General features: G+C 67.2%; 25 protein-coding genes, 1 tRNA gene and 1 rRNA gene (1 of these 27 cut by a window edge). 11 read left to right on the top strand and 16 right to left on the bottom strand.

Features of this window, described 5'->3' with window-relative positions:
* Nucleotides 1-1,589 (bottom strand): 23S ribosomal RNA (locus L1087_RS12295); it reaches 1,313 nt to the left of the window's first position.
* Nucleotides 1,590-2,087: 498 nt separating this feature from the next.
* On the opposite strand from L1087_RS12295, the gene L1087_RS12290 reads away from it, so the two are divergent.
* Nucleotides 2,088-2,164 (top strand) — tRNA-Ile (locus tag L1087_RS12290).
* Nucleotides 2,165-2,245: 81 nt separating this feature from the next.
* Here the strand turns inward: L1087_RS12290 and L1087_RS12285 are convergent.
* Nucleotides 2,246-3,451 carry an MFS transporter gene (locus tag L1087_RS12285; RefSeq protein ID WP_234559186.1) on the bottom strand — a complete coding sequence of 402 codons (1,206 nt, stop codon included), beginning with the start codon at nucleotides 3,449-3,451 and terminating at the stop codon, nucleotides 2,246-2,248.
* 2 nt (nucleotides 3,452-3,453) lie between these two features.
* Nucleotides 3,454-3,756 (bottom strand): ArsR/SmtB family transcription factor, encoded by a 303-nt coding sequence (locus L1087_RS12280; RefSeq protein WP_234559184.1) that lies wholly within the window; start codon nucleotides 3,754-3,756, stop codon nucleotides 3,454-3,456.
* Between the two features lie 162 nt (nucleotides 3,757-3,918).
* Here L1087_RS12280 and guaB point away from each other — a divergent pair, with 162 nt between their 5' ends.
* Nucleotides 3,919-5,403 carry an IMP dehydrogenase gene (guaB, locus tag L1087_RS12275; protein WP_234559182.1) on the top strand — a complete coding sequence of 495 codons (1,485 nt, stop codon included), beginning with the start codon at nucleotides 3,919-3,921 and terminating at the stop codon, nucleotides 5,401-5,403.
* A gap of 20 nt (nucleotides 5,404-5,423) precedes the next feature.
* On the opposite strand, the gene L1087_RS12270 is transcribed toward guaB, so the two are convergent.
* Nucleotides 5,424-5,654, bottom strand: coding sequence for a hypothetical protein (locus L1087_RS12270; RefSeq protein ID WP_234559180.1), 231 nt, complete (start codon nucleotides 5,652-5,654; stop codon nucleotides 5,424-5,426).
* A gap of 39 nt (nucleotides 5,655-5,693) precedes the next feature.
* Here L1087_RS12270 and L1087_RS12265 point away from each other — a divergent pair, with 39 nt between their 5' ends.
* A complete protein-coding gene (locus L1087_RS12265) occupies nucleotides 5,694-6,155 on the top strand; it encodes a hypothetical protein (protein WP_038055777.1) in 462 nt (153 codons plus the stop codon).
* A 24-nt stretch (nucleotides 6,156-6,179) separates the two neighbouring features.
* On the opposite strand, the gene L1087_RS12260 is transcribed toward L1087_RS12265, so the two are convergent.
* The 10 genes from L1087_RS12260 to aroQ form a co-directional block, all read right to left on the bottom strand.
* Nucleotides 6,180-7,430 carry a sensor histidine kinase gene (locus tag L1087_RS12260; protein ID WP_038040197.1) on the bottom strand — a complete coding sequence of 417 codons (1,251 nt, stop codon included), beginning with the start codon at nucleotides 7,428-7,430 and terminating at the stop codon, nucleotides 6,180-6,182.
* A gap of 9 nt (nucleotides 7,431-7,439) precedes the next feature.
* Nucleotides 7,440-8,123, bottom strand: a complete 684-nt coding sequence (locus tag L1087_RS12255; protein WP_038040194.1) for a response regulator transcription factor — start codon at nucleotides 8,121-8,123, stop codon at nucleotides 7,440-7,442.
* Complete coding sequence (locus L1087_RS12250; RefSeq protein ID WP_234559179.1) at nucleotides 8,120-8,482, bottom strand: hypothetical protein; 363 nt, start codon at nucleotides 8,480-8,482, stop codon at nucleotides 8,120-8,122. Before L1087_RS12250 ends, L1087_RS12255 begins: the two co-directional genes overlap by 4 nt.
* A gap of 11 nt (nucleotides 8,483-8,493) precedes the next feature.
* On the bottom strand, nucleotides 8,494-9,141 hold the full coding sequence (locus tag L1087_RS12245) for a DUF502 domain-containing protein (RefSeq protein ID WP_135343156.1): 648 nt from the start codon (nucleotides 9,139-9,141) through the stop codon (nucleotides 8,494-8,496).
* Nucleotides 9,142-9,299: 158 nt separating this feature from the next.
* Nucleotides 9,300-9,908 carry a helix-turn-helix domain-containing protein gene (locus L1087_RS12240; protein WP_234559177.1) on the bottom strand — a complete coding sequence of 203 codons (609 nt, stop codon included), beginning with the start codon at nucleotides 9,906-9,908 and terminating at the stop codon, nucleotides 9,300-9,302.
* 75 nt (nucleotides 9,909-9,983) lie between these two features.
* Entirely contained in the window at nucleotides 9,984-10,214 is a 231-nt protein-coding gene (locus L1087_RS12235; RefSeq protein ID WP_038040185.1) for a hypothetical protein, read from the bottom strand.
* Nucleotides 10,211-10,633 carry a nucleotidyltransferase gene (locus tag L1087_RS12230; protein WP_038040182.1) on the bottom strand — a complete coding sequence of 141 codons (423 nt, stop codon included), beginning with the start codon at nucleotides 10,631-10,633 and terminating at the stop codon, nucleotides 10,211-10,213. Before L1087_RS12230 ends, L1087_RS12235 begins: the two co-directional genes overlap by 4 nt.
* Nucleotides 10,630-10,941, bottom strand: a complete 312-nt coding sequence (cutA, locus tag L1087_RS12225; RefSeq protein WP_038040179.1) for a divalent-cation tolerance protein CutA — start codon at nucleotides 10,939-10,941, stop codon at nucleotides 10,630-10,632. Before cutA ends, L1087_RS12230 begins: the two co-directional genes overlap by 4 nt.
* Nucleotides 10,941-13,358 carry a DNA gyrase subunit A gene (gene gyrA, locus L1087_RS12220; RefSeq protein WP_135343159.1) on the bottom strand — a complete coding sequence of 806 codons (2,418 nt, stop codon included), beginning with the start codon at nucleotides 13,356-13,358 and terminating at the stop codon, nucleotides 10,941-10,943. The genes cutA and gyrA overlap by 1 nt, the downstream gene beginning before the upstream one ends.
* Nucleotides 13,359-13,439: 81 nt before the next feature.
* A complete protein-coding gene (gene aroQ / locus L1087_RS12215) occupies nucleotides 13,440-13,883 on the bottom strand; it encodes a type II 3-dehydroquinate dehydratase (RefSeq protein WP_038040173.1) in 444 nt (147 codons plus the stop codon).
* 29 nt (nucleotides 13,884-13,912) lie between these two features.
* Here aroQ and L1087_RS12205 point away from each other — a divergent pair, with 29 nt between their 5' ends.
* The gene (locus L1087_RS12205) at nucleotides 13,913-14,884 is read left to right on the top strand and encodes a LysM peptidoglycan-binding domain-containing M23 family metallopeptidase (protein ID WP_267964920.1); all 972 of its coding nucleotides are present in this window, start codon (nucleotides 13,913-13,915) and stop codon (nucleotides 14,882-14,884) included.
* Here L1087_RS12205 and L1087_RS12200 read toward each other — a convergent pair.
* The gene (locus L1087_RS12200; protein ID WP_234559188.1) at nucleotides 14,876-16,024 is read right to left on the bottom strand and encodes a class I SAM-dependent RNA methyltransferase; all 1,149 of its coding nucleotides are present in this window, start codon (nucleotides 16,022-16,024) and stop codon (nucleotides 14,876-14,878) included. The genes L1087_RS12205 and L1087_RS12200 overlap by 9 nt on opposite strands.
* Nucleotides 16,025-16,287: 263 nt before the next feature.
* Here L1087_RS12200 and L1087_RS12195 point away from each other — a divergent pair, with 263 nt between their 5' ends.
* The 6 genes from L1087_RS12195 to L1087_RS12170 all read left to right on the top strand — a co-directional run bounded on the left by L1087_RS12195 (nucleotide 16,288) and on the right by L1087_RS12170 (nucleotide 23,641).
* Complete coding sequence (locus L1087_RS12195; protein WP_135343161.1) at nucleotides 16,288-16,941, top strand: response regulator transcription factor; 654 nt, start codon at nucleotides 16,288-16,290, stop codon at nucleotides 16,939-16,941.
* Nucleotides 16,941-17,933, top strand: a complete 993-nt coding sequence (locus L1087_RS12190; protein WP_234559175.1) for a M20/M25/M40 family metallo-hydrolase — start codon at nucleotides 16,941-16,943, stop codon at nucleotides 17,931-17,933. Before L1087_RS12195 ends, L1087_RS12190 begins: the two co-directional genes overlap by 1 nt.
* 5 nt (nucleotides 17,934-17,938) lie before the next feature.
* The gene (locus L1087_RS12185; protein ID WP_234553688.1) at nucleotides 17,939-18,772 is read left to right on the top strand and encodes a hypothetical protein; all 834 of its coding nucleotides are present in this window, start codon (nucleotides 17,939-17,941) and stop codon (nucleotides 18,770-18,772) included.
* Nucleotides 18,773-18,927: 155 nt separating this feature from the next.
* The gene (locus L1087_RS12180) at nucleotides 18,928-20,667 is read left to right on the top strand and encodes an ABC transporter ATP-binding protein (RefSeq protein WP_234559174.1); all 1,740 of its coding nucleotides are present in this window, start codon (nucleotides 18,928-18,930) and stop codon (nucleotides 20,665-20,667) included.
* Entirely contained in the window at nucleotides 20,667-22,469 is a 1,803-nt protein-coding gene (locus L1087_RS12175) for an ABC transporter ATP-binding protein (RefSeq protein WP_234559173.1), read from the top strand. The genes L1087_RS12180 and L1087_RS12175 overlap by 1 nt, the downstream gene beginning before the upstream one ends.
* Nucleotides 22,469-23,641, top strand: coding sequence for a bifunctional folylpolyglutamate synthase/dihydrofolate synthase (locus L1087_RS12170; RefSeq protein ID WP_234559172.1), 1,173 nt, complete (start codon nucleotides 22,469-22,471; stop codon nucleotides 23,639-23,641). The genes L1087_RS12175 and L1087_RS12170 overlap by 1 nt, the downstream gene beginning before the upstream one ends.
* Here L1087_RS12170 and L1087_RS12165 read toward each other — a convergent pair.
* On the bottom strand, nucleotides 23,597-24,463 hold the full coding sequence (locus tag L1087_RS12165) for a hypothetical protein (RefSeq protein WP_234559192.1): 867 nt from the start codon (nucleotides 24,461-24,463) through the stop codon (nucleotides 23,597-23,599). The two genes, L1087_RS12170 and L1087_RS12165, sit on opposite strands and share 45 nt — an antisense overlap.
* Before the next feature lie 145 nt (nucleotides 24,464-24,608).
* Between L1087_RS12165 and L1087_RS12160 the strand changes: the two genes are divergently transcribed.
* Nucleotides 24,609-25,000: helix-turn-helix domain-containing protein (locus tag L1087_RS12160; RefSeq protein WP_234559171.1), on the top strand; the 392-nt coding region annotated here is incomplete at its 3' end.

Here is a 25,000-nt window from a genome sequence, read left to right as displayed (position 1 = left end):
CACCCTCACGGGCTTCCCCACCACGCAGAGCTCGCGGGAGGCGGATTTGCCTACCTCCCACCCTGCGCTTCTGGCCGGGCTCGTCCATGGCTCCGGTCCCCCTAGCCTAGAGCGTCCCCCCATCGCACCCATGGGAAGGGCCGGAATATTAACCGGCTGCCCTTCGGCTACGCCTTTCGGCCTCACCTTAGGTCCCGCCTAACCCTACGCTGACGACCATGGCGTAGGAACCCTTGGGCTTACGGCGACAGGGATTCTCACCCTGTTTATCGTTACTCATGCCGGCATTCGCACTTCCCTTACCTCCAGCCGCCCTCGCGGACGACCTTCGTCGGCATCGGGAACGCTCCCCTACCGCCTGAGGGATCACCCCCCAGACCCGCAGCTTCGGCGCTGGGCTTGAGCCCCGATCATTTTCGGCGCAGCGCCGCTCGACCAGTGAGCTATTACGCACTCTTTAAAGGATGGCTGCTTCTAAGCCAACCTCCTGGCTGTCTCAGCGACGCCACATCCTTTCCCACTTAGCCCAGACTTCGGGGCCTTAGCTGGCGGTCTCGGTTGTTCCCGCGCTTGGACGCGGACGTTATCGCTCGCGCCCTCACTCCCAGGCTCCACCTGGGACCCTTCGGAGTTTGACAGGGTTTGGTAGGCTGGTGGGCCCCCTAGCCCTATCAGTGCTCTACAGGCCCCAGTCAGCACCTGAGGCTGACCCTAAAGTCATTTCGGGGAGAACCAGCTATCTCCGGGTTCGGTTAGCTTTTCACTCCTAACCCCAGCTCATCCGAGGGGTTTGCATCCCCCACCGGTTCGGGCCTCCACTGGGCTTCACCCCAGCTTCACCCTGGCCAGGGCTAGCTCACCCGGTTTCGGGTCCACGGCCGCGGACTGCGCGGGCCGCACGCGGCCCGCTTTCGCCCTCTTCGGACTCGGTTTCCCTACGCCTACGCCTCCACGGCTTAAGCTCGCCCACGACCGTGAGTCGCCGGCTCATGCTTCAATAGGCACGCCGCAACCCCTTTAGGGGCCGCGACTGCTTGTAAGCCCACGGTTTCAGGCTCTATTTCACTCCCCTCCCGGGGTTCTTTTCACCTTTCCCTCACGGTACTGGTTCACTATCGGTCACCCGGAGTACTTAGCCTTAGGCGGTGGTCCGCCCAGATTCCCCCATGGCTCCACGAACCACGGGGTACTCGGGTACCCTCACCTATCCCCTCACCTTTCGCCTACAGGGCTTTCACCTTCTCTGGCGCTGCTTCCCAGACAGCTTCGGCTAGGCTAGGGATTCGGTATCCGAGGGCCCCACGACCCCGCCCGGACAAGCCGGACGGTTTAGGCTCTTCCCCTTTCGCTCGCCGCTACTCAGGGAGTCGCTTTCGCTTTCCTCTCCTCTGGGTACTGAGATGTTTCAGTTCCCCAGGTTCCCCCCGCCCCTAAGGGCGGTGACCCGTGTTCCCACGGGCCGGGTTCCCCCATTCGGACATCCAGGGATCAACGCCCGCTACCGGCTCCCCCTGGCTTATCGCAGGTAGCCACGTCCTTCATCGGCTCGGGTGCCAAGGCATCCACCGTGGGCCCTTAGCATCTTGACCCTCCAAGACCGCTCCACACGGCCTTGACTCACCTATTCCTCCACCCCAGCTTTCAAGATCCCCCGCCGCCCCTTCAGGCAGCGCAAAGAAAAAAGTACCAGACTTCTGGGTACTGAGATGTTTCAGTTCCCCAGGTTCCCCCCGCCCCTAAGGGCGGTGACCCGTGTTCCCACGGGCCGGGTTCCCCCATTCGGACATCCAGGGATCAACGCCCGCTACCGGCTCCCCCTGGCTTATCGCAGGTAGCCACGTCCTTCATCGGCTCGGGGGCCAAGGCATCCACCGTGGGCCCTTAGCATCTTGACCCTCCAAGACCGCTCCACACGGCCTTGACTCACCTATTCCTCCACCCCAGCTTTCAAGATCCCCCGCCGCCCCTTCAGGCAGCGCAAAGAAAAAAGTACCAGACACCTCGCACCCTGTCAAGAGGGGGTGAGGGAAATCGGCGGTCATCTTGACGGGAGGCGGACTCCTGGCTAAGCTGTTCTTTGCGTGCGGGGGCGATTAGCTCAGCTGGTCAGAGCGCACGCCTGATAAGCGTGAGGTCGGTGGTTCAAGTCCACCATCGCCCACCAAGGAAGGTCCCCCGGGAAGGTTCCCGGGGGTTCTTTTTGAAGCACTCCCTGGAGCGTTCGTTAGCTTACGAAGCCTACCCCTCACCTTGGTCTTTTCCAAGATCGAAAGAGAAGCTCCACCCCCAAAAGAAGGCCAAGGGCCATGAGACCGCCGTAGAGGAAGGATCTCTCAGGGAAGTGGGTTCCCAACCACCCCGCAACGGGATAGGCCAGAACCCACCAGAGGTGGCTCCAGGCAAAGTGGGCTCCGTAAACCCGCCCCTGGAGGACCTCAGGGGTACGGTCAGCGATCAGGGCTTGTGTGGGCAGGTTAACCCAGTTTTGGCCTGCGCCAGCCAGAATCCAGAGGAAAAGGAGCAGGTTCAGGGAGGCCCAGTCAGCGGGCAGGACTGCCAGGCTGGAAACCATAGCACCTAAGAAGACAAAGGTGGTACGGGGGATGCGGTTTTCCCAAGCGCCCATGGACAAAGCAGCCAAGGTGGCCCCAATGCCAAAGCCAGCCATAGTCCAGCCGTATTCCAACGCGTCTAGCCCTAACTTTCCCCGAACCAAACCCACGGTGCCCACCAATACCAGGGCCCCGGACACCGCGGCCGAAAGCTCTAGGAGCAGGGCGTAGCGCATGGGGCCATCCCGCCACAACCAAAGGGTTCCCTCCCGAACATCCCCTACGGGGTTGGCGTGGGCTTTTCCCCGCTCCACCCGGAGGCTTACCGGTAGGGTAAGGATGAGCAGGGCGGAGAACATAAAGGTTACCCCGTTTAGCAGGAAAAGGTTCCGTGCTCCGAGGAGGCCCGCCAGGGCCCCGGCTATCCCGGGGCCCAGCACTCCCAGAACCTCGTAGGTGGCTCCGGATAGGGCAATGGCCTGGGCATAGTCTTTCTGTTTCATCACCTGGGGCAGCGCTGCCTGGTAGACGGGGGTGAAGAAGGCGGTGAGGGCGTTGAGGAGGAACATCAGGGTGTAGATCTGCCATACCTCGCCTACCCAGGGCATAAGCCCTACCCCTCCCGTTCGCCCCAGGTCCGCGCCTACCATCAGCCTCCTCCGGTCCACCCGGTTCGCCAGGATCCCAGCCCATGGGGGGAGAAGGACGGAGGCTGTGACCCGCAGGGTGAGGGCCCCGGCCAGGATGCTTGCCGACTTTGCCCCACTCACCTCAAGGGCCAGAAGGGCCAGGGCGACCCAGGTGAAGGCATCGCCTAGAAGGCTGGTGGTCTGGGCGGCGTACAGGCGGGCAAAGAGGGGGTTACGCAGGCTCTGGAGAAGGCGGGAAAGGGTACCCATGGCTAGGCTCCGTGGTCCGGGAGGCCCAGGCGTTGGTGCTTGGCGTGGGCGAAGGCTTGGATGAGGAGGTCCGCAACATGGCTTTTGAGGCGGTAAAACACCTGGGTGCCCTGCCGGCGGGCAGCCGCCACCCCCGCTCCCCGCAAAACCGCCAGGTGCCTCGAGGTGGTGCTCTGGGGAAGTTGTAAGCGCTGGGTCAAGCGGCCTACGCTTTCCTCTCCTTCCAGAAGACCTAAAGCGATGCGCAGGGGAGTGGCCTCGGCCAGGGCGGAGAAGATCCTCAGGACGCGCTCGAGGTCTTCCACCGGGAGGCCAGCTTTCCCGAGGGGATTCGTGGCGCTCCGTGCACTAATTTGGTATCTGGATAAACTAAAGTGGATCTCCGAGGGAATGCGACTTTTGCGTGGGGTGGACTTCGGGGTCTTGGCCCTAGACGCAAGGTCAGGGGGGCGTATAGCCTGAAGAACATGTACGAGGGTAAGATCCTCTACGAAGGCCTCACTTTTGACGACGTGCTCCTCCTCCCCGGGTACTCGGAAGTGCTACCCCGGGAGGTATCGGTGCGGACGCGGCTCACCAAGAAGCTTCACCTTAACATCCCCATCCTCTCTGCGGCCATGGACACGGTGACCGAGGCGGAGATGGCCATCGCCATGGCCCGGGAAGGGGGGCTAGGGGTCATCCACAAGAACCTCTCCATAGAGGCCCAGGCCGGCATGGTGCGCAAGGTGAAGCGCTCGGAGGCGGGGATGATCCAGGATCCCGTCACCCTGCCCCCCACCGCCACCCTCGAGGACGCCGAGCGCCTCATGCGGGAGTACCGCATCGGAGGGCTTCCCGTGGTGGACCTCTACGGGAAGCTCCTGGGCTTGGTGACCAACCGCGACCTGCGCTTTGAACGCAACCTGAAGCGACCCGTCACCGAGGTCATGACCCCTTTGGAGCGCCTCATCACCGCTCCCCCCGGCACCACCCTGGAGGAGGCGGAGGAGATCCTGCGCAAGCACAAGGTGGAGAAGCTTCCCCTGGTGGACGAAATGGGTAGGCTCAAGGGGCTTCTCACCCTAAAGGACATCGTGAAGCGCAAGCAGTACCCCAACGCGGCCAAGGACCGCCTGGGCCGGCTTTTGGTGGGGGCGGCGGTGGGGGCGAGCCGCGACCTACCCGAGCGGGCGGCCGCTTTGGTGGAGGCGGGGGTGGACGTCCTGGTTCTGGACTCGGCCCACGGGCACTCCAAGGGGATCCTCGAGGCCCTCACCTACCTGAAGGAGACCTTCGGGGACAAGGTGGAGGTCATTGCCGGCAACGTGGCCACCCGGGAAGGGGCCAGGGCCCTGGCGGAACGGGGGGCGGATGCCGTGAAGGTGGGCATTGGCCCTGGCTCCATCTGCACCACCCGGGTGGTGACCGGGGTGGGGGTGCCGCAGATCTCCGCCATCCTCGAGGCGGTGGCGGGGGTAAAGGACCTGGATGTGCCCGTCATCGCCGATGGGGGCATCAAGTACACCGGCGATGTGGCCAAGGCCCTGGCGGCGGGGGCCCATTCGGTGATGCTGGGAAGCATGCTGGCGGGCACGGACGAGGCCCCAGGGGAGGAGGTGCTGAAGGACGGGCGCCGCTACAAGCTCTACCGGGGGATGGGCTCCTTGGGGGCCATGAAGCAGGGCTCCGCCGACCGCTACTTCCAGGAGCCGGGCAGGGGAGGGGAGACCGAGGCCAAGAAGCTGGTGCCCGAAGGGATCGAGGGCATGGTGCCCTACAAGGGCCCCGTGGCCGACGTCCTCTACCAGATCGTGGGGGGGCTGAGGAGCGCCATGGGCTATGTGGGGGCCCCCGACATAGAAACCTTCCGGCAAAAAGCCCGCTTCGTGCGCATGACCATGGCGGGCCTCATCGAAAGCCACCCCCACGACGTGGTGGTCATCAAGGAGGCCCCCAACTACTCCCGCTAAGGCCCCCCACCCTTTCCGGGCTAGTCTCCGAAGAGTTTCTCAAAGGCCTCTCCGCCTCCCTTCTTGCGGGCCAGGCGGTAGGTGCCCTCTTTTTCCTCCAGCCTTCCCTCCGCCACCAGGGCCTTCAGGGTGTCCTCCAGCTCCTTTTTGGAGAAAGCTTCCCCCTCTTCGTCCAGGTAGCGCTGGATCTCCTTGAAGGTGGCAAAGCGCAACGCCTCCACCGCCCGCATGACCCATCCCTTGCGATCCATACCACCATCCTATCCCTTTGCCCGTGGCATCCTGGACCTGTGGATCCCTACCGGGAATACCAGGATTACGTGGTGGCCTCGAGGCTCCTGGTGGCCCTGGGGCTTTCCCGGGAGGTGCTCTCTTTGGCCCAGTATGCCCGGCTTCGCCTTAAGCGGATGGAGCTTGTCCAGAAGGGATGGATGGGCCGCTTGGAAAGCCTGGATGAGCGCCTGCGGTATGGCTTCTTCAGCAACCCCTTAAAGCTCAAGGAGTTCCTCAAGCGCACCGCCCACGCCCCCTTTTGGGCCTCCCCTTTGGCCTTCGAGGCCCTGCTATTTCCCGAGGAGCAGGCCCGCCTGGCCTATCCGGGGCAGGCAGGGGAGTACTACCTGGGCTGGCTCAGGCTACCCCATCTCCTCATGGACCCCCTGGCCTTTGAGGAGGCGCTGAGGGAGCAGGAGGCCCGAGCCCAGGCCCTTCCCCTTTTCCTCAACGCCTTCCACCGGGTACCCGGCCCTTGATGCCTTTCGCCTTTGGGCCTAATCCTAGGCCTCTTCCTCGAGAAGGGGCAGGCGCACCCGGAAGAGGGTCAGACCGGGCCGGCTTTCCACGGTGATCTCCCCCCCGTGGGCCTTGGCGATGGCCTGGGCGATGGCCAGGCCAAGGCCTGTGCCTCCCCCAGGTCCCCGGGCGAAGCGCTCAAAGAGGCGGGGAAGGAGGTCCTCAGGGATTCCCGGGCCATGGTCCTCCACCTCCAAGAGGGCGTTTTCCCCTTCCCGCCGGAGGCGCACCCAGACCCCTTCCCTTCCTGCGGCCCGTACCCCGTTGGCGATCAGGTTTCTGAGCATTTGCAAAAGCCGGTCCGGGTCCCCGAGGACCTCTAGGGCCTCCCCTTGGAAGGCCACCCCGTACTCCTGGGCGGCCTCCTCCGCCAGGGTCTTCAGGTCCACGATATGGGGGTTCAAGGTGCGCTCCGCCTCCCCCCGGGCCAGGGAGAGGAGGTCCTCCACCAGGCGGCGCATCCTCTCTGCGGTGGCCCGGGCGGTCCCAAGGGCTTCGGGGTCTTGGGGGTTTCGCCCTAGCCGGTCCAGGTGGCCCAGGAGCACGGTGAGGGGGGTCCGGAGCTCGTGGCTGGCCTCGGCCAGGAAGGCCCGTTCCTTCTCCTTGGCCTCCTTGAGGGCGAAGAGGAGGCTGTTTACCGCCTCCACCATGCGGCCGAACTCGTCCTTGGGGAGGTTCAGGGGAACGGGGTCCAGGCGCTCGGGGTTGCGCCGGGCGATCTCCCTGGCGGCCTCCTCCAGGGGCCTGGCGGTGAGCCGTGCGGTGAGGTAGACCAAGGCCGTGCCCAAGGGGAAAAGCAGGAAGAAGGCCTCGAGGAGGGCCCGCCTCAGGGCCTCTTGCGCCAGATCTATGGGGGTGGTGTCCTGGGTCAGGGCGAGAAGGCCCAAGGGGGTGCGCACCAAAGCGGCGGCAAAACCTCCCTGCCAGATGACCCTGGGGACCTCCCCCACTTTCCTCAGGGCCTCAGGGGGAAGGCGATGGGCCTCCTGGGTCAGGACCAGGGCCTCCCCATCCTCCGCATAGAGGTGCAGGTAAACGCCCCCGGTGGTGAGGAGGGCGCCCGTCTGCCCCTTGCGGTAGGCCTCCGCCGCCCGTTTGGCATCCTCCAGGAGGGTGGCCTCGAGGTGGCCCCTAAGGGCGCGCTCCACCCCCTGCCCCGCCAGGTACAGGGCCCCCACCAAAAAGAGGAGCCAGAGGAGGCTGAAGGAGAGGAAAAGCCGAAGCCGGAAGGACATGGGGCCAGGCTAGGTTTCCTCCTCGCCTCTTCCCGGGCGCACCGCATACCCCAGGCCCCGCACCGTGCGCAGGTAGCCGTAGGCCCCGGCCTCCCGCAGCTTGGCCCGGAGGTTGGCCACGTGGACGTCCAGGACGTTGGAATCCCGGCCCAAGGGTTTGCCCCAGACCTTTTCCTCGATCTCCTGTCGGGGAAACACTCGTCCTGGGCGGCTCATGAGCAGGTGGAGGAGTTCAAACTCCTTGGGGGAAAGCCGCACCTCCTTCTCCCCGAAGAAGACCTGCCGCCTCTTGGGGTAGAGCTCCAGGCGTCCCACGCTCAGGACCTCGCTTCCCTCCCTGTGCCTCAGCTGCACCTGGATGCGGGCCAGGAGCTCGGCGGGGTGGAAGGGCTTCACCAGGTAGTCGTCGGCTCCGTCGGAAAGCAGGCCCACCTTGCGCTCCACGGCGTCCTGGGCGGTGAGGACCAGGATGGGGGTGTCGTCGGTGGCGCGGATGCGCCGGGCTACTTCGGCCCCGTCCAGGTCCGGAAGGCCGAGGTCCAGGACTACCAGATCAGGCTTCCGTTCGCGGTGCTTCACCAGGCCTTCCATGCCGCTTTGGGCCCATTCAACGGTGAAGCCCGCCTCCTTGAGCTCCAGCTCCACCAGGCGGGCCACCTCCGCATCGTCCTCGATGAGCAGGATGCGCTTCATGGCCAGAGCCTTTCCGGAGGGGTGAGGCCGTAGACCTCCTTGAGGAGCCTAAGGAGGCTCACCCGCTCCTTGTCCTGCAGGAGGACCACATCCCCGCGGTCGGCCACCCCGGGGAAGGTGCGGGGCTTTTCCCCCGGGAGCACCAGAAGAAGCTGCACCTCCTGGCCCGGCCTGGGGGGTATGGGAGCGGAGAGGGGGATCAGCCTCTTGCCCTCCACCCGCCAGGCCCCGTGCAGGATGCGCAGGTCCTGGGAGAAAAGCCTTAACTCCGTGCCCGCAGCGAGGCCAGGCCCCAGGAGGGGAGGAAGGGCGGCCCAAACCGTCCCCAGGAAAAGGAGAAGGAGGGCCAGAGGACGCATCGCCCTCCATTCTACGCCGAGGGCCCGGCCTTTTGTGGGAGGGAGGTTAAGGAGCCTGAAGGTTTTTCCGGTAGGAGGAAGCCCGCAGAGACCACGTACTTAAGAGCATCCTCCACGCTGATCTCCAAAGGGATGACCTCCTCCGTGGGTACCAGGATGACCACCCCGCTGGCCGGTACGGGGCTCGTGGGCACTAAGACGGCGGTGTAGCCCTCGGGCAGGGGGGGCAGACGGCTCCCTACGGGCTGGACCACAAAGCAGAGCACGTAAAGCCCCCGCCGGGGGTACTCGATGACCGCGGCCCGGCTGAACTTCACCTCCTGGTGGCCGAAGAGGGTGTGGGTGATCTGTTGCACCGCCTTGTAGATGTCCCGCACAATGGGGAAGAGGAGAAGGGAGCGCTCCAGGGAGTGGAGGAGCCTCCGGCCCAGGTAGTTTTCCGCCACGGTACCCACCAGGTAGATGAGCACCCCGGCCAGGAGGAGCCCCACGAAGGGGAGGAGGGGCTGGTAGGTCCTGGGCACCTCGAGGTTCAGAAGGCGGAGAAAGGTCTGGATATACCCGCCGGAATAGGTGTAGACCCAGGCCAGGAAGTAAAGGGTGACCAGAAGGGGAAGAAGGGTAACCAGCCCAGTGAGGAACCTCTGGCGCAGGCGCATGGCTTTCAGTTTACGGGAAAATACCCTGTTGGGGCGGGTTGGCGGCGGGGCTCGGGCTCAGGGGGGAGGTCTACCCGTCTCCCCACACGGGCGAGGATTGCAGGGGAATGGTATTGCTGGGGCTCCCAGCCTGGCCAAGCCAGGCTGGGGCAGCCTCCCTAGCGTCCATCCCCGCGGCTTCGGGCCAGTTCCTTGAGGCCTTTGATGTCCTTCAGGATGATCTTGCCGTAGCCGGAGCGGATGTAGCCTTCCCGGGTGAGCTCCCCGATGACCTTGGTCACGGTTTCCCGCACGCTCCCCACCGCCGCGGCCAGCTCGTCATGGGTGGCGCGGAGGACCACGCCCTCCTGCTCCTCGTGGGCTAAGGGGGTTTCCGCCAGCTCCAGGATGGCCGCAGCCATGCGGTTCTTCAGGCGCTGGGTGGCCAGGCGCTCAATGCGCCGGTAGGACTCGGAAAGGGCCTGGGCCAGGCTTAGGAGCACCTGGCGGATCTCTTCGGGATGGGGTTCCTTGGGGAGGGGTTCGGCCACCACCTCGGTCACCGCCTCGGCGAAGTAGGTCCGCTCCATGCCCGCCAAGACCTCCTCGCCGAAGTACCCCCCGGGGCGAACCAGGCGCAGGGTGAGGGCATTCCCCTCTTCATCCACCGCCTCGAGGCGCACCAGCCCCTCGAGGACCCGGTAGACCCGGTCCCGGGGCCCCGGCACCCCCGGGTACAGGATGACCTCGCCGGGCTTGAAGGTTACGGTTTCGCGGGCCTGGGTCATGGCTGCCTCCTTGCCCCTAGGCTAGCACGCCCCTAGGGATTTTGTAAACCTAGGGTTGCAAAAATGCCGCCGGGGCTACCCTTTTCCCAGGGGACGCTTGCGGACCACGGGGAGGAGGCGCTCGGTGGCCACCTCGGGCTCTTCGCCCCGCGCCTTGGCCGCCTCCCGTTCCAGCTCCGCCCAGAAGAGGGCCATCTCCCAGACCGCGCGCAGGCGTTCTTCCAGGGGCACCTTCGCCCACTCCTGGCGGTCGTCGGGGGGGTGGTCCAAGGGAAAGCGCCGGGCCACGGGTCGGATGGTCCTCATAGTTCCTCCAGGTCGCGTAGGTCCACAGGCCGGCCGAAGGCTCGCTTCAAGACCTTTAGGTCCTCGGGGTGGACCACGTACACTTTCACACCGCTCACCTCCCGCTCCAGGGCCCGGGCAAAGGCCTCCCCGAAGGGGGGGGTTTCCAGGATGACCAGGTCGATGCGGTTGGGGGCATACCCCAGCTGGACCACCCCTGGGGTGGCCAGATCCTCTTCCTTTAGCCCCAGATCGTCCCCGCCGAAGAAATCCCGGATGGCGGCGAGGACCTTGGCCGCTTCCTGAGCGTCCACCCAGAGGTCCAGGTCCTTGGTGAACCGGGGACGGCCCAGGAAGGCCAAGGCGTACCCTCCGATGACCAGGAAGCGGGCTTCCGCCCGGTGCAAGGACCGGAGGAAGTCCAGCATGTCCTCGGTCATCCCACGTTCTCCCGGAGCCAGTCCAGGTAGGGGCCGTGCCCCTCGGCGATGGGCAGGGCCACGATCTCGGGAACGGTGTAGGGGTGTAGGGAGAGAACCCGCTCCCTAAGCCGGGGGAAGGCGAAGGTGGTGGTCTTGACGATGAGGAGGACCTCCCGGTCCTCCACCACCTCCCCCTGCCAGCGGTAGACGGAGGTGAGGCCCGGCACCAGGTTCACGCAGGCGGCCAGGCGCTCCTCCACCAGGGCGCGGGCCAGGGTGCGGCCCACCTCCTCGCTGGGGGCGGTGATCAGGACCACCTCCTCCATCACTGCTCCTCCTCCACGGCAAAAGCGCTCACCACCTCGTCGTCCTCGGGGAGGTTCATCACCTTGACCCCGGCGGTGTCCCGGGAATACTGGCGGATATCGGCCACGGGGGTGCGGATGGCTAGGCCCTTCTTGGAAAGGACCAGGAGGTCCTCCGTGCCCCGCACCTTGAGGAGGGCGGCTAGGCGGCCCACCTTGGTGGACACCTTATAAGTGATCACCCCCATTCCCCCACGGCCCTGCAGGGGGTACTCGGCGAGGGGGGTGCGCTTGCCGTAGCCCCGGGTGCTCACGGCCAGGAGGTCCACCATCTCCCCGGGCTTCACCGTTACCAGGGAGACCACCCGGTCGCCCGGCTTTTTGAAGCGGATCCCCGTCACCCCCTGGCTGTCCCGGCCCGTGGCCCTCACCTCCTCCAGGGCGAAGCGGATGGCCTGCCCCTCCTCCGTGGCCAGGATGGCCTCGTCCTCGGGGTCGGAAAGGGCCACCCCGATGAGCCGATCCCCTTCCAGGAGGCGGATGGCGATGAGCCCCGCCGCTCCCAGGTTCTGGTACTCCCTTAAGGCGGTGCGCTTCACCAGGCCCCGTTCCGTGGCAAAGACCAGGTAGCCTTCCCCGTCTAGGCCCCTTACGGAAAGCAGGGCGGCCACCTCCTCCTCCTCGGCCAGGGGAAGAAGGGTCTTCACGTGCACCCCCCGAGCCTGGCGGCCCATCTCTGGGAGGTCGTAGACCTTGAGGCGGTAGACCCGGCCCCGGTTGGTGAAAAGGAGGAGGTCCTCATGGGCTTGGGCCACGAAGACCTGGATGGCCTCATCCTCCTCCTTGGTCTTGCCGGCGATCAGCCCCTTTCCCCCCCGCCCCTGGGCCCGGTAGCTCTCCAGGGGAAGGCGCTTTAGGAAGCCCTGGGCGGTGAGGGTGATGACCATGGGTTCGTCCTCTATGAGGTCCTCGGGGTTGAAGCTTTCCTCGAACTCGGTGATCACCGTACGCCGGGCATCCCCGTACTTCTCCTTGACCCTTAGGAGGTCCTTCTTGACCTCAGCCCAGAGGCGTTCTTCCTCCTCCAGGATGGCCCGAAGCCGGGCGATCTCCTCCATGAGCCCCCGGTACTCCTCCAAGAGCTTCTCCCGTTCCAGGGCCACCAGGCGTTGCAGGCGCATGTCCAAGATGGCCTGGGCCTGGACCTCGGAGAGGCCGAAGCGCCCCATGAGCCCTTGGCGCGCCTGGGTTGCGTCCTCAGAGGCGCGGATCAGGGCGATGACCTCGTCGATGTGGTCCAGGGCGATGAGGAGGCCCTCCAGGACGTGGGCCCGCTCCTCGGCCTTCTTGAGGTCAAAGAGGCTCCTGCGCCGCACCACCTCCTTGCGGTGGTCCAGGTAGTGGCGCATGAGGGAGAGAAGGGGGAGGACCTTGGGCTCCCCGTTGACGATGGCCAGGAGGTTCACCGTGAAGGAGGTCTGCAAGGCGGTGTGCTTGTAGAGCTGGTTCAGGACCACCTGGGGGTTGGCCCCCCGCTTGAGCTCGATGGCGATCCTGAGGCCCTGGCGGTCGGACTCGTCCCTTAGGGCCACGATGTCCTCGATCTTCTTGGCCTTGACCAGGGCGGCGATCTGGGCGATGAGGCCCGCCTTGTTGACCTGGTAGGGGATTTCCGTGACCACCAGCATGGGCCTTTGGCCCTTCTCCTCTATGCGCACCTTGGCCCGCACCTTGAGGCTTCCCCGTCCTGTGGCGTAGGCCTCCTGGATGCCTTTCCGGGAGAGCTTCCCCCCGGTGGGGAAGTCGGGGCCTGGGAGGTGGCGCATGACCTCTTTCAGGGTGATCCCCGGGTTGTCGATCATGGCCACCAGGGCGTCCACCACCTCGGAGAGGTTGTGGGGCGGGAGGCTAGTGGCCATGCCCACGGCGATGCCGCTCGCCCCGTTTACCAGGAGGTTGGGGATGGCGGAGGGGAGGACCTCGGGCTCCTTGAGGGAGCCGTCGTAGTTGGGGCGGAAGTCCACGGTCTCCTTGTCGATGTCAAGAAGCATCTCCGCCCCCAGGGGGGAGAGCCTGGCCTCCGTGTAGCGCTGGGCTGCGGGAGGGTCGCCATCGATGGAGCCGAAGTTCCCCTGGCCATCCACCAGGGGATAGCGCAGGTTCCAGGGCTGGGCCAGACGGGCCAGGGCGTCGTAGATGGCGGCGTCCCCGTGGGGGTGGTACTTGCCCATGACCTCGCCCACGATCTTGGCGCTTTTCACGTGCTTCCGGCCCGGGAGCACCCCCTCCTGGTAGGCGCCGAAGAGGATCCTCCTCTGGACCGGCTTGAGCCCGTCCCGCACGTCGGGCAGGGCTCGGTCCACGATGACGGACATGGCGTAGTTGATGAAACTCTGTTTAAGTTCCTCGGTGATCTCTACGGGCAGAACCTGGGACATAGCGCTCCTTGGGCGTTTCCGCCTCCTTTAAGTATAGCAACTTCCCCGCCGGGGCTTCCCCGGCCAGGAGGGGATGGAGCCCTAGGGGGCTCCCACCTCCAGGACCTCCGCCAGGTAGACCAGGGCCAGCTTGTAGGAAAGCACCCCAAACCCGGAGACAATGCCCCGGCAAGCTCCTGCGGTGACCGAGTGCCGGCGGAAGGGCTCGCGGGCGTGGAGGTTGGAGAGGTGCACCTCCACCACGGGAAGGGGCTGGGCCCGTATGGCGTCCAGAAGGGCGTAGGAGTAGTGGGTGAGGGCCCCGGGGTTAAGGACGATGGCCAAGAACCCCTCCCGATGGGCTTGCTGTACCCATTCGATCAGCTGCCCTTCGTAGTTGCTCTGGCGGAAGGCCACCCCCAGACCCAGTTCCGCCCCCCAGGCCTCGCAGAGGGCTTCCAGCTCCTCGAGGGTGGTGCGCCCGTAGACCTCGGGCTCCCGCTGGCCCAGCAGGTTCAGGTTGGGACCGTTCAGGATCAGCACCATAGGGGCTCCTTTCCCCATAGGATAAGCCCATGCGCTGGCTGCTGGCCCTTTGGCTTTGGGCCCTTTCCGCCATGGCCCAGACCCACACCGTGGCCCCCGGGGAGACGCTTTTTTCCATCGCCCGCCGCTACGGCACCACGGTGGAGGCCCTGGTCCGCCTCAACGGGCTTTCCGACCCCAACCGCATCCGGGCGGGGCAGGTCTTGCGGGTGCGCCCGGGGGAGGAGGTACCCCTGCCCAGGGGGAGGCTCTGGTATGCGCTCCCGGTCCAGGGACGGGCCTTCGGCCTGCGGGTGGCCGGCTACCGGGAGGGGTGGGCGGAGTTCTTGGGGGTGCGCTACCCCCTTTGGCCCGGGGAGGAGGGGCTTTGGGCCCTCCTGGCGGTGGGGGCCCTGCAGGGGCCAGGGGAGTACCCCTTGCGCCTGCACCTGGAGGGGGAGGAGGTGGTGCTTCCCCTGCGGGTGGCCCCGGGGGGGTACGGCCAGGAAACCCTCGCCCTTTCCCCAACCTTGGAGCGCCTCCTCCAGGACCCCGGCCTGAAGGCGGAGCGGGAGCGGGTGGTGGCCGCCTGCTCCCAGGAAGGGCCCCTCCGCTTCCGGGGGGCTTTCCTCCGGCCCCTCGAGGGGGGGCGCACCACCAGCGCCTTCGGCACCCGCCGCCGGTACGGCACCCTCTTCACCTCCTACCACGAGGGCCTGGACTTTGCCGCTCCCCTGGGCACCCCGGTGCGGGCGGTGGCCGCGGGGGTGGTGGTCCTCTCGGAAAGGCTCAAGGTGCGGGGGGAGGCGGTGGTGGTAGCCCACGGGATGGGGCTTTGCACCGGGTACTGGCACCTTGCTTCACGGCAGGTGCGGGTGGGGGAGGAGGTGCGGCCTGGGCAGGTGCTGGGGCGTTTGGGGAGCACGGGGCTTTCCACGGGCCCCCACCTGCACCTGGAGGTGCGCCTTAGGGGGGTGCCCGTGGACCCTGCGCCCTTCTTCTCCGGCCTTCCCCTACCCTAGGTGCAGAAGGGAGAGCACCTCCACGTGGTGGGTGAAGGGGAAGAAGTCGTAGGGGCGGGCGAAGGCCAGCTCATAGCCTCCCCGGGAGAGCTCCCCCACGTCCCGGGCCCAGGTGGCGGGGTCGCAGGCGATGTAGAGGACCTCCCGGGGGCGCGATTCCAGGAGGTAGCGGCGCACCTCCGGGGAGAGGCCGGACCGGGGCGGGTCCAGGACCACCAGGTCAAAGGCCCCGAGCTGGGCCGCTTCCTTGGCGTCCCCGCGGTGGAAGCGCACGTTTTCCATGCCCAGCCGCTTCCGGTCCGCCTCGCCCCGGCGCACCGCCTCCTTGCTGATCTCCACCGCCACCACCTCCCCGTAGCGGGGGGCGAGGAGGAGGGAGAGGAGACCGCTGCCCGCATAGAGCTCTAAGGCCCGCCCGCCTCCTTGCACCAGCCCTTGGGCCTCTTCCAGAAGCTCCCCCGCCGCCAAGGGGTTCACCTGGCTGAAGCTCTCCACGCTCACGCTGGCGGTGAGGGGGCCAAAGCGCTCCAGGAGGGTTCTTTCGCCATAAAGGGGCCTCACCCTTCCCCGGAAGCGGCCCTTCTCCGAGGGCTCGGCCCAGACCACCCCGGCGAAGCCCTCCCGCACCAGGGCCTTGGCGGGGCGCTTCAGGGCCTCGGGGCTTCCCCCGATGAGCCCGAGGAGAACCCTCCCTTCCAGGAGGCTTCCCCTTAAGGCCACCTCCTCCACGGGCAGGGGCCAGGTGGAAAGGACCCTCAGGGCCCAGGCCAAGGGCTCGGCCACCAGGGGATCCTCCTCCACCCGCACCAGGGCGTGGCTTTCCGGGAGGCGGTAGGCCAGGCCTCCCAGGGGGTGGCGGGCGTACTGGGCGGCGGTGCGGTAGCCCAGGGGCCTGGGGGAGGGGTGGATGGGGGCCAAGGGGAAGGGAAGCCTAGCGATGCGCATGAGGGCGTCTTGCACCAGGCCCTCCTTCAGGGGAAGCTGGCTTTCGTAGGCCAGGGGCAGGTCGGCGGGAGGGGGGAGGGGGTGGGGGTAGCGGTCGGGGCGGGGGGTGAGCACCTCCACCTCCTCCAGGAAAAGGGTTCCCTTGCGGCGCACAGGTTTTCCCCGCACCACCTCCCCCGGCAGGGCCCCCTTGATGAGGACGGTTCNGGGGGGGGGGGGGGGGGGGGGGGGGGGGGGGGGGGGGGGGGGGGGGTGAGCACCTCCACCTCCTCCAGGAAAAGGGTTCCCTTGCGGCGCACAGGTTTTCCCCGCACCACCTCCCCCGGCAGGGCCCCCTTGATGAGGACGGTTCCTTCCTCGGTGCGGGCGAGGCCATAGCCCCCCGGCACCAGCTTCTCCACGGTGAGAACCTTCACCCTTTCACCCTACACCAAGCCCACCAGCGCTAAGATGGAGGGGTGATTCGGGTACTGTTAGCGGACGACCATGCCCTCTTCCGCCAGGGGCTCAAAAGCCTTTTGGAGGCGGAAGGGGATTTTCGGGTGGTGGGGGAGGCCAAGGACGGTTGGGAGGCATTAAGGCATGCCCTCGAGGCCAAGCCGGACGTGATCCTCATGGACATCCAGATGCCGAACCTGGACGGGGTGCAGGCCACCCAGGCCATCCTCAAGGAGTGGCCGGAGGCCAAGGTGATCATCCTCACCATGTACCGCCAGGACGCCTACGTGTTTGAGGCGGTGAAGGCGGGGGCCAGGGGCTACCTTCTCAAGGACACGGACGCCAGCGAGCTCATCGGGGCCATCCGCCGGGTGCACGCGGGGGAGGTGCTCCTGGACGCGGAGCTGGCCGGGAGGATCATCCAGGATTTCCGGGCCAAGAAGGAGTCCAGCGCCCCCCTCCATGCGGAGCTTTCCGAAAGGGAGATCCAGATCCTCAAGCTGGTGGCCCAAGGCTACACCAACCTGGAGATCGCCGCCGAGCTCCAGCTTTCTGAAAAGACCGTGCGCAACCGCCTTTCCGAGATTTTCCAGAAGCTTCACCTGAACAACCGCACCCAGGCGGCCCTTTACGCCATCCGGGAGGGGCTGGCCGGACCCGAGCCCCAGGAGTAGTGGACCCGGTACGGCTTCTTCTGGATCTCTCCCCCCTGGCGGGGGAGGGGGTGCGGGGAGAGTTCGTGGCTGCCCATCTGCCCAGGGCCCGAAGGGATGGCCTGGGCAACGTGTGGGCGGGGGAGGGACCGGTGCTCCTCCTCGCCCATCTGGACACGGTGTTGCCGCCAAAGCCCCCGAGGCGGGTGGGGGAGAGGCTCTATGGCCCCGGGGTGGGGGACAACTCCAGCGGGGTGGCGGTCCTCCTCTCCTTACCGGAGATGCCCGGGGTGGTGCGGGGCTTCACCGTGGGGGAGGAGGGTCTGGGGAACCTCAAGGGGGCCCGGGCCCTGGTGGAAACCCTGGCTCCTGAGGTGGTGGTGGCGGTGGATGGGTACCTGCCGGGGGTGGTGGACCGGGCTTTAGGCTCGGTCCGTTTCCGAATCACCTTTCTGGGTCGGGGGGGCCACGCCTGGGGGGACAGGGGGACCCCCAATCCCGTGTTTGCCCTAGCGGAGGGGCTTTCCCGGTTGCACACCCTTTTCAAGGAGGTGGGGGGTGAGGCTAGCCTGAACGCCAGCGGTCTCCGGGGGGGCGAGGCGGTAAACGCCATACCCAAGGAGGCCTCGGCCCTGCTGGAGATCCGCGCTTTGGAGGAGGGGGCCCTTCGCACCCTCTACCACAAGGCCCAGGAGGTTCTGGAGGAGGCGGCCCGGTTCCACGGGGTGGGGGTTTCCCTGGAGGTCCTGGGAAGGAGGCCTGCGGGGAGCACCGCCACGCCCAGGCTTCTGCAAGCGGCGGAGGTGGCGCTGGCCAAGATCGGAGAAAGGCCCCAGTTCCAGCCGGGTTCCACCGATGCCAGCGCCGCCGTCGAACGGGGCATCCCCGCCTTGGCCCTGGGGGTGTACCGGGGGGGTGGGGCCCACACCCCGGAGGAATGGGTACTTCCCCAAAGCCTTTGGGAGGGGCGGGAGGTGCTTCTGGCCTTTTTAAAGGCCCTTGGCGTAGGATAGGGCGTATGCGCGTGGGCGTCCTCGAAGGCTTCCTTTCCCGCCGGTATCTGGGGTTCTGGGAGGCCTACCTGAAGGCCCTCGAGGTGGAGGTGGTGCGGGCGCAGGTGGTGCCCGACCTGCGCCCGCCCTACTGCCTGCCCGTCCAGGGCCTTTTGGCCCAGGTGGAGGCCCTGAAGGCCCAAGGGGTGGACTACCTGCTCCTTCCCGACCTCCAAGGGGGGGTGGAGTCGGAGCGGGGCGGGGGGGCTTGCCCTTGGCTTTTGGACCTCGAGGCCACCCTCCACCGCTACTTCCCAGGCCTTCCCCCGGTGCTGAAGGTGCCCGCCGAACTCTCCGACAAAACCCTGGGCCGGGCGGCGGAGGTGGGGCACCTCCTCACGCAAAACCCCATGGTGGTGGGGCGGGCCCTGGACCGGGTGCGGGGGCTTTTGAAGCCCCTTCCACCCCTCAAGACCCCCCAGGGAAGCGTGGGGGTGGTGGCCCAGCCCTACCTCCTCGAGGACGAATCCTTCCGCAAGGCGGTGGAGGAGGCCTTGGCTCAGGAGGGGCTCATCCCCTACTTCCCCGACCTGCCCCCGGAGAAGCTCAGGGAGGAAGGGGATAGGCTCCTTCCCATGGACCTTCCCACCGACCGGGAACTGGTGGGCATGCTCCACTACCTCCACCGCCTGGGCCGGGTGAGGGGGCTTCTCTTGGTGGTTTCCTACGCTTGCCCGCCCATCCCCGGCCTGCTGCGCAAGGCCGCCAGGAAGCTCAGCAAGCCCCACCGCCTGGTGGTCCTGGGGGAGGATTGGAGCGGGGCGGTGAAGGAGCTTAAGCGGGAGCTCCAGGGGGCCTAAGTACCCCGTCGTGGCTTGCGCCACCACGGGGGCCCCAAAGAGGCCATGAGCATGCCGCTTCGGCTATGGCCGATGGGGCAACCTTTGCGTGCGAATCCTTAGGAGATGTGCTCCAGCCCCCCTTCAGCGGTCGGGGTTGGGGTAGACTTTAGGGCATGACCGGTCGGTCAGTTCTTCTCCGTCGCCTCCTGCCCTACCTGGCCCCGTACTGGGTCCGGTACACCTTAGGCGTTTTGGTGGGTCTCCTGTCCATCTTCTTTTTTGTGCTGACCCCCTACTTCCTGCGCCTGGGGGTGGACGCGGTGGGGCACGGGGGGCCCTATGGGCGCTACGCCCTTTTTTTGGTGCTCTCCGCCGGGGTGAGCGCCCTCCTCTCCTTCTTCATGCGCCGCCTGGCGGTGGTGGCCAGCCGCCAGGTGGAGTACGACCTCAGGAAGGCCCTCTTCCACCATCTGCTCCGTCTGGACCGGAGCTTTTACCAAAAGACCCGGGTGGGCGACCTCATGAACCGCCTGAACACCGACCTCTCCGCGGTGCGGGAGATGGTGGGTCCGGGGATCATGATGGGGAGCCGCCTCTCCTTCCTGGTGCTTTTGGCGTTTCTCTCCATGTACGCGGTAAACGCCCGCCTGGCCTTCTACCTGACCCTGGTCCTTCCCCTGATCGGTGGGGTGATGTTCTACCTCCTCCGGCTCATCGACCGCCGCTACCGCGAGGCCCAGGAGGCCTTTGACCAGATCAGCACCCTGGCCCAGGAGGCCTTTAGCGGCATCCGGGTGGTGAAGGGGTATGCCCTGGAGGGCCGCATGCTCACCCGCTTCCAGAGCCTGAACCGGGCCTACATGGGCAAGAGCCTGGCCCTGGCCAAGGTGGAGGGGCCCATGCACGCCCTATTGGGCTTCCTCATGGGCTTCGCCTTCCTCCTCGTCCTTTGGGTGGGGGGCAGGATGGTGGTGGAGGGGCAGCTTTCCGTGGGCCAGCTGGTGCAGTTCAACGCCTACCTGGCCCAGCTCACCTGGCCCATCCTGGGCCTGGGCTGGGTGATGGCCATGTACCAGCGGGGCTTTACCAGCCTGAAGCGCCTCTTGGAGCTTTTGGACCAAGAGCCCGCCCTTCGCGACGAAGACCCCCTGCCCCTGAAGGCGGAGGACCTCTCCGGGGAGGTGCGCTTCGTGGGGGTGGGGCTTTGGCAGGAGGGGCGCTGGCTCCTCAAGGACATCACCCTCACCGTGCCCGAGGGCATGACCCTGGGGATCACCGGGCGCACGGGGGCGGGCAAGAGCCTCCTCACCGCCCTTATCCCCCGCCTTTTGGACCCCACGGAGGGGGAGGTTTTTGTGGGGGGGTATTCCGTCCGGCGCATCCCCCTCTCGGCTCTACGGCAGGCGGTGGGGGTGGCCCCGCAGGAGCCCTTCCTCTTCAGCGAGACCCTCCTGGAGAACATCGCCTTCGGCTTGGAAGCGCCGGACCGGGAGCGGGTGGAGTGGGCGGCCAGGCTCGCCGGCATCCACGAGGAGATCCTCGCCTTTCCCAAGGGCTACGAAACCCTCCTGGGGGAGCGTGGGGTTACCCTCTCCGGGGGGCAGCGCCAGCGGGTGGCCCTGGCCCGCGCCCTGGCCAAACGCCCCAAGATCCTCATCCTGGACGATGCCTTGAGCGCCGTGGACACCGAAACCGAGGCCCGCATCCTCCAGGGCCTGAAGGGCGTCCTCGGCCGCCAGACCACGTTCCTCATCTCCCACCGCACCGCCACCCTGCGCCACGCCGACTGGATCATCGTCCTGGACGGGGGGAGGATCGTGGAGGAGGGCACCCATGAGAGCCTTTTGGAAGCCGGGGGCCTCTACGCGGAGCTGGACCGCATCCAGCGCATGGAGCGGGAGGTGGAGGGGTGATGCACGAGGACGCCTACAGCAAGGCCTTCGACCGGGTGCTCTTCGCCCGCATCCTGCAGTACGTGAGGCCCTACCGCCTCCAGGTGGGGCTCGCCCTTTTCTTCCTCCTCCTCACCACCCTCACCGCCGCCGCCACCCCTCTCTTCTTCAAGTGGGCCATCGACGGGGCCCTGGTGCCCAAGGAACCCAAGCCCCTACCTGAGCGCTTCGCCCTCCTCGTCTGGGTGAGCCTGGGCTTCCTCTTGGTGCGCTTCGTGAACTTCGCCGCCACCTACGGCCAGACCTACCTCATCCAGTGGGTGGGGCAAAGGGTGCTCTTTGACCTTAGGAGCGCCCTTTTCGCCAAGCTCATGCGCCTGCACCCGGGGTACTACGACCGGAACCCTGTGGGCCGCCTCATGACCCGGGTTACCTCCGACGTGGACGCCATCAACCAGTTCATCACCGGGGGACTGGTGGGGGTCATCGCCGACTTCTTCACCATCTTCGGCCTCCTGGCCTTCATGCTGGCCTTGAGCCCCAAGCTCACCCTGGTGGTCCTCCTGGTGGTGCCTGTGCTCCTCTGGGTTACGGCCTGGGTGCGGAACGGCATGCGCACCGCCTACCGGGAGATGCGCCTAAGGCTGGCCCGCCTCAATGCTGCCCTCCAGGAGAACCTTTCCGGGGTGGAGACCATCCAGCTTTTCGTGAAGGAGAAGGAGCGGGAGGACCGGTTTGACCGCATGAGCCAGGACCTCCTCAAGGCCTGGGTGGAGATCGTGCGCTGGTTCGCCCTCTTCTTCCCGGTGGTGGGCTTTTTGGGGGACTTCGCGGTGGCTAGCCTTCTCTTCTACGGCGGAAGCGAGGTGGTGCGGGGTGCGGCCTCCTTGGGGCTTCTGGTGGCCTTCGTGGACTACACCCGCCAGCTTTTCCAGCCCCTGCAGGACCTCTCCGACAAGTTCAACCTCTTCCAGGGGGCCATGGCCAGCGCCGAGCGTATCTTCGGGGTTTTGGACACGGAAGAGGAGCTTAAAGACCCCAAGGACCCCAAGCCCATCCTTCGCTTCCGGGGCGAGGTGGAGTTTAAGGACGTGTGGCTGGCCTACACCCCCAAGGGGGTGGAGCCCTCGGAGAAGGACTGGGTGCTCAAGGGCGTTTCCTTCCGCATCGCCCCGGGGGAGAAGGTGGCCCTGGTGGGGGCCACGGGGGCGGGGAAGACCAGCGTGGTGAGCCTCATCGCCCGCTTCTACGACCCGCAAAGGGGTCAGGTGCTCCTGGACGGGGAGGACGTGCGCCGCTACCGCCAGGAGGACTTGAGGCGGCACGTGGGCATCGTCCTCCAGGACCCCTTTCTCTTCTCCGGGACCATCCTGGACAACCTGCGCCTCTTTGACGAGTCCATCCCCCAGGAAAAGGTGGAGGAGGTGGCCCGTTTCCTGGGGGTGCACGAGGCCATTTTGCGCCTTCCCCAGGGCTACCACACCCGGGTGGGGGAAAGGGGGGCGGGGCTTTCCACGGGGGAGAAGCAGCTTCTGGCCCTGGTGCGGGCCCTCCTGGCCAGCCCCGACATCCTCCTCATCCTGGACGAGGCCACGGCCAACGTGGACTCGGAAACGGAAAGGAGGCTTCAGGAAGCCCTCTATAAGGCCATGGAGGGGAGGACCTCGGTGATCATCGCCCACCGCCTCTCCACCATCCGCCGGGTGGACCGCATCCTGGTCTTCCGCAAGGGGCGTTTGGTGGAGGAGGGCACCCACGAGGACCTCCTGCGGAAGGGGGGCTACTACGCCACCCTCTACCGCCTGCAGTACGCGGAAAGCTGATGGGCTACCGGGAGGCTTTGGACTGGCTTTTCGCCCAGCGCCGCCAAGGGGCGCGGGGCCTGGGGCGGGTGCGGGCCCTTCTGGAGCGCCTGGGGCACCCGGAGGAGAGCTTTCAAGCGGTGCACGTCCTGGGCACCAACGGCAAGGGGAGCGTGGTGGCCTACCTCGAGGCCGCCTTCCGCGCCCAGGGCCTCCCCTTCGGGGCCTACACCAGCCCTCACCTCCTGGACTTCCGGGAGAGGATCCGCACCCACCAAGGCCTCATCCCCAAGGCGGCGGTGGTGCGCTTTGTGGCCTGGGCCCGGGGGCAAAGCTGGCCCGAGCCCCCAGGGTTTTTTGACCTGGCCACCGCCTTGGCCTTCCGGCACTTCCGGGAGGAGGGGGTGGCCCTGGCGGCGGTGGAGGCGGGGGTGGGGGGGGAGAAGGACGCCACCAACGCCCTTTCCCGTGTGGTCCTCACCGTGCTGACCCACGTGGGGGAGGACCACCTGGAGGCCTTGGGGGGGAGCCTCGAGGGGGTGGCTTGGGAGAAGGCGGGGGCTTTCCGCCCTGGGGTTCCGGTGGTCACCGGGGCGGAAGGGGTGGGCCTGGAGGTGGCCCGGCGGGTGGCGGCGGCGCGGGGGTGCCCCCTCCACCTCCTGGACTCGGAAGACCCCCTCTTCGCCCTCCCCGCGCCCCCCGCCCTGAAGGGGGCCTTCCAGGAAGCAAACGCCCGGCTGGCGGCGGCGGCCCTGAGGCTCCTGGGCTTTCCCGAGGAGGCCATTGCCCGAGGGCTTCGGGAAGCAAGGCATCCGGGCCGGCTGGAGCGCTTCCTGGTAGAGGGGGTGGAGGTCTACCTAGACGGGGCCCACAACCCTCCGGCAGCCCAGGCCCTGGCCCGGGAGTTTGCCGCCTACCACCTGGTCTTTGGCGCCTTCCCCCGAAAGGACGTGCGGGGGGTACTGGCCCACCTCCTCCCCAAGGCCAAGAGCGTCCGCTACACCCGGGCCGGGGAGGGGGCCTTGGGGCCGGAGCTGGGCGGGCCTTTCTTTGAGGAGCCCTGGGAGGCCCTTCATCACGCGGTGGAGGCCGCCCGGGCAGACGGCCTCCCCGTCCTGGCCACGGGCTCCTTGTACCTGGTGGGGGCCCTAAGGGGAAGGCTCCTTGGGGGTCTCCCGGCCGAAGAGCCGTAGGAAGACGGTCTCCAGGCTGGGCTCCCCCCGGGAGACCTCCAGCACCTCCACGGGCACCCGAGGCAGGGCCTCCTTGAGGGCCGCCCACTCCCCCAGGAAGACCAGGCGCTCCTTCCCCTCCGCCAGCCACCCCGGGCCCAGGGCTTCCGCCAGGGCCTCGGCCACGGGCTCGGCCAGGCGGAGGAGGTACCCCTCTCCCGCCCACTCCCGCAGGAGGGCCCGGGTGGGCCCTTCCCGAAGGACCCTTCCCCCATTGAGGAAGGCCACCCGGAGGCCGGGTCCCGGCTCCAGGGCCAAGGGCTCCACCTCCCGGAGGAGGTCGGGGCGGGGGGGCTCCTCTTCGGCCAGGAGGGTGAGCCAGGCCCACTCCAGGGTGGTAAAAGCCCCCGGGGCCTTGAGGCGGGCCAGGGCGGCGTGGGCCAAGGCCTCCCGCAGGCGGCCCAAGCGCCGCTTGGTGCGGGCCAGGGCGAGGGCCAGCAAGCCCTGATCCTTGGGGCTTTGTGCCCGGTGGAGGGCCTCCTCCAGGGCCACCACCCCTTCCTGCGGGGGCAGGGCCAGGCCCAGATGGTAGAGGGTAAGGGAGGTCTGGGCCCTCCTGGCGGCCTCCAGGGCGAGCCTCCGGTACCCTTGGAGGTCCCCCCGGCGGGCCTTGGTGAAGCCCAGGAGGGCCAGGCGCTCGGCCTCCTCAGGGCCCTTTCCCTTCCAGGCCTTTAGGAGGGCCTCCGCCTCCCCCTCCCGCCCCGCCTCCAGGAGGGCCCGGGCCTGGGCCAGGGGGGCTTCCTTTCCCCACGGGGCCAGGGTGCCCAGGCTTTCCCCTTCCACGGAAGCAGTATAAAAGCTAAGTATCCGCACGCAAAGCCCACCCCATCGGCCAAGGCCAAAGGGCTTGCCCATGGCCTCTTTGGGGCCCCCGCCGTGGCGCAAGCCACGACGGGGTACTTAAGTGCCCCTCCATTATACTTGACCCATGCCAGCCCCTCTGCGCATCCACCTGAGTCCTGAGGAAGACGCCCAGCTGCGGGAACTGGAGACCAACCCCGTGGTGCCCCACAAGGTGCGCCGCCGCGCCCAGGCCGTCCGCCTGGCGGCCCAAGGATGGACCGCCCCCCGCATCGCCCGCCACCTGGGCCTGGACCGGGCCACAGCCCGGCGGGACCTCAGGCGGTGGCTGCGCCAGGGCCTCGACGGCCTGGCCGACGGCAAGGCCCCCGGGGCCAAGCCCCGGTGGACGGAGGCCATGACCGCGTACCTGCAGGAACTCCTCTCTGGGGAGAGGGCCTGGACCGCTCCCCTGCTGGCGGAAGCCTTGGAGGGGTGTTTCTTCACCCGCTTCCATCCGGGGACGGTGCGGCGGAGGCT

It is taken from the genome of Thermus tengchongensis (genome assembly GCF_021462405.1).
Classification (GTDB): domain Bacteria; phylum Deinococcota; class Deinococci; order Deinococcales; family Thermaceae; genus Thermus; species Thermus tengchongensis.
The sequence above is the reverse complement of the archived record's forward strand: the minus strand, read 5'-3'. Positions and strand labels throughout refer to the sequence as shown.

Coding starts and splice junctions, on each gene's coding strand:
- L1087_RS12285 (WP_234559186.1), bottom strand. CDS start 3,451: ATGGGTACCCTTTCCCGCCTTCTCCAGAGCCTGCGTAACCCCCTCTTT.
- guaB (WP_234559182.1), top strand. CDS start 3,919: ATGTACGAGGGTAAGATCCTCTACGAAGGCCTCACTTTTGACGACGTG.
- L1087_RS12270 (WP_234559180.1), bottom strand. CDS start 5,654: ATGGATCGCAAGGGATGGGTCATGCGGGCGGTGGAGGCGTTGCGCTTT.
- L1087_RS12260 (WP_038040197.1), bottom strand. CDS start 7,430: ATGTCCTTCCGGCTTCGGCTTTTCCTCTCCTTCAGCCTCCTCTGGCTC.
- L1087_RS12255 (WP_038040194.1), bottom strand. CDS start 8,123: ATGAAGCGCATCCTGCTCATCGAGGACGATGCGGAGGTGGCCCGCCTG.
- L1087_RS12250 (WP_234559179.1), bottom strand. CDS start 8,482: ATGCGTCCTCTGGCCCTCCTTCTCCTTTTCCTGGGGACGGTTTGGGCC.
- L1087_RS12245 (WP_135343156.1), bottom strand. CDS start 9,141: ATGCGCCTGCGCCAGAGGTTCCTCACTGGGCTGGTTACCCTTCTTCCC.
- L1087_RS12240 (WP_234559177.1), bottom strand. CDS start 9,908: ATGACCCAGGCCCGCGAAACCGTAACCTTCAAGCCCGGCGAGGTCATC.
- L1087_RS12235 (WP_038040185.1), bottom strand. CDS start 10,214: ATGAGGACCATCCGACCCGTGGCCCGGCGCTTTCCCTTGGACCACCCC.
- L1087_RS12230 (WP_038040182.1), bottom strand. CDS start 10,633: ATGACCGAGGACATGCTGGACTTCCTCCGGTCCTTGCACCGGGCGGAA.
- cutA (WP_038040179.1), bottom strand. CDS start 10,941: ATGGAGGAGGTGGTCCTGATCACCGCCCCCAGCGAGGAGGTGGGCCGC.
- gyrA (WP_135343159.1), bottom strand. CDS start 13,358: ATGTCCCAGGTTCTGCCCGTAGAGATCACCGAGGAACTTAAACAGAGT.
- aroQ (WP_038040173.1), bottom strand. CDS start 13,883: ATGGTGCTGATCCTGAACGGTCCCAACCTGAACCTGCTGGGCCAGCGG.
- L1087_RS12205 (WP_267964920.1), top strand. CDS start 13,913: ATGCGCTGGCTGCTGGCCCTTTGGCTTTGGGCCCTTTCCGCCATGGCC.
- L1087_RS12185 (WP_234553688.1), top strand. CDS start 17,939: ATGCGCGTGGGCGTCCTCGAAGGCTTCCTTTCCCGCCGGTATCTGGGG.
- L1087_RS12180 (WP_234559174.1), top strand. CDS start 18,928: ATGACCGGTCGGTCAGTTCTTCTCCGTCGCCTCCTGCCCTACCTGGCC.
- L1087_RS12175 (WP_234559173.1), top strand. CDS start 20,667: ATGCACGAGGACGCCTACAGCAAGGCCTTCGACCGGGTGCTCTTCGCC.
- L1087_RS12170 (WP_234559172.1), top strand. CDS start 22,469: ATGGGCTACCGGGAGGCTTTGGACTGGCTTTTCGCCCAGCGCCGCCAA.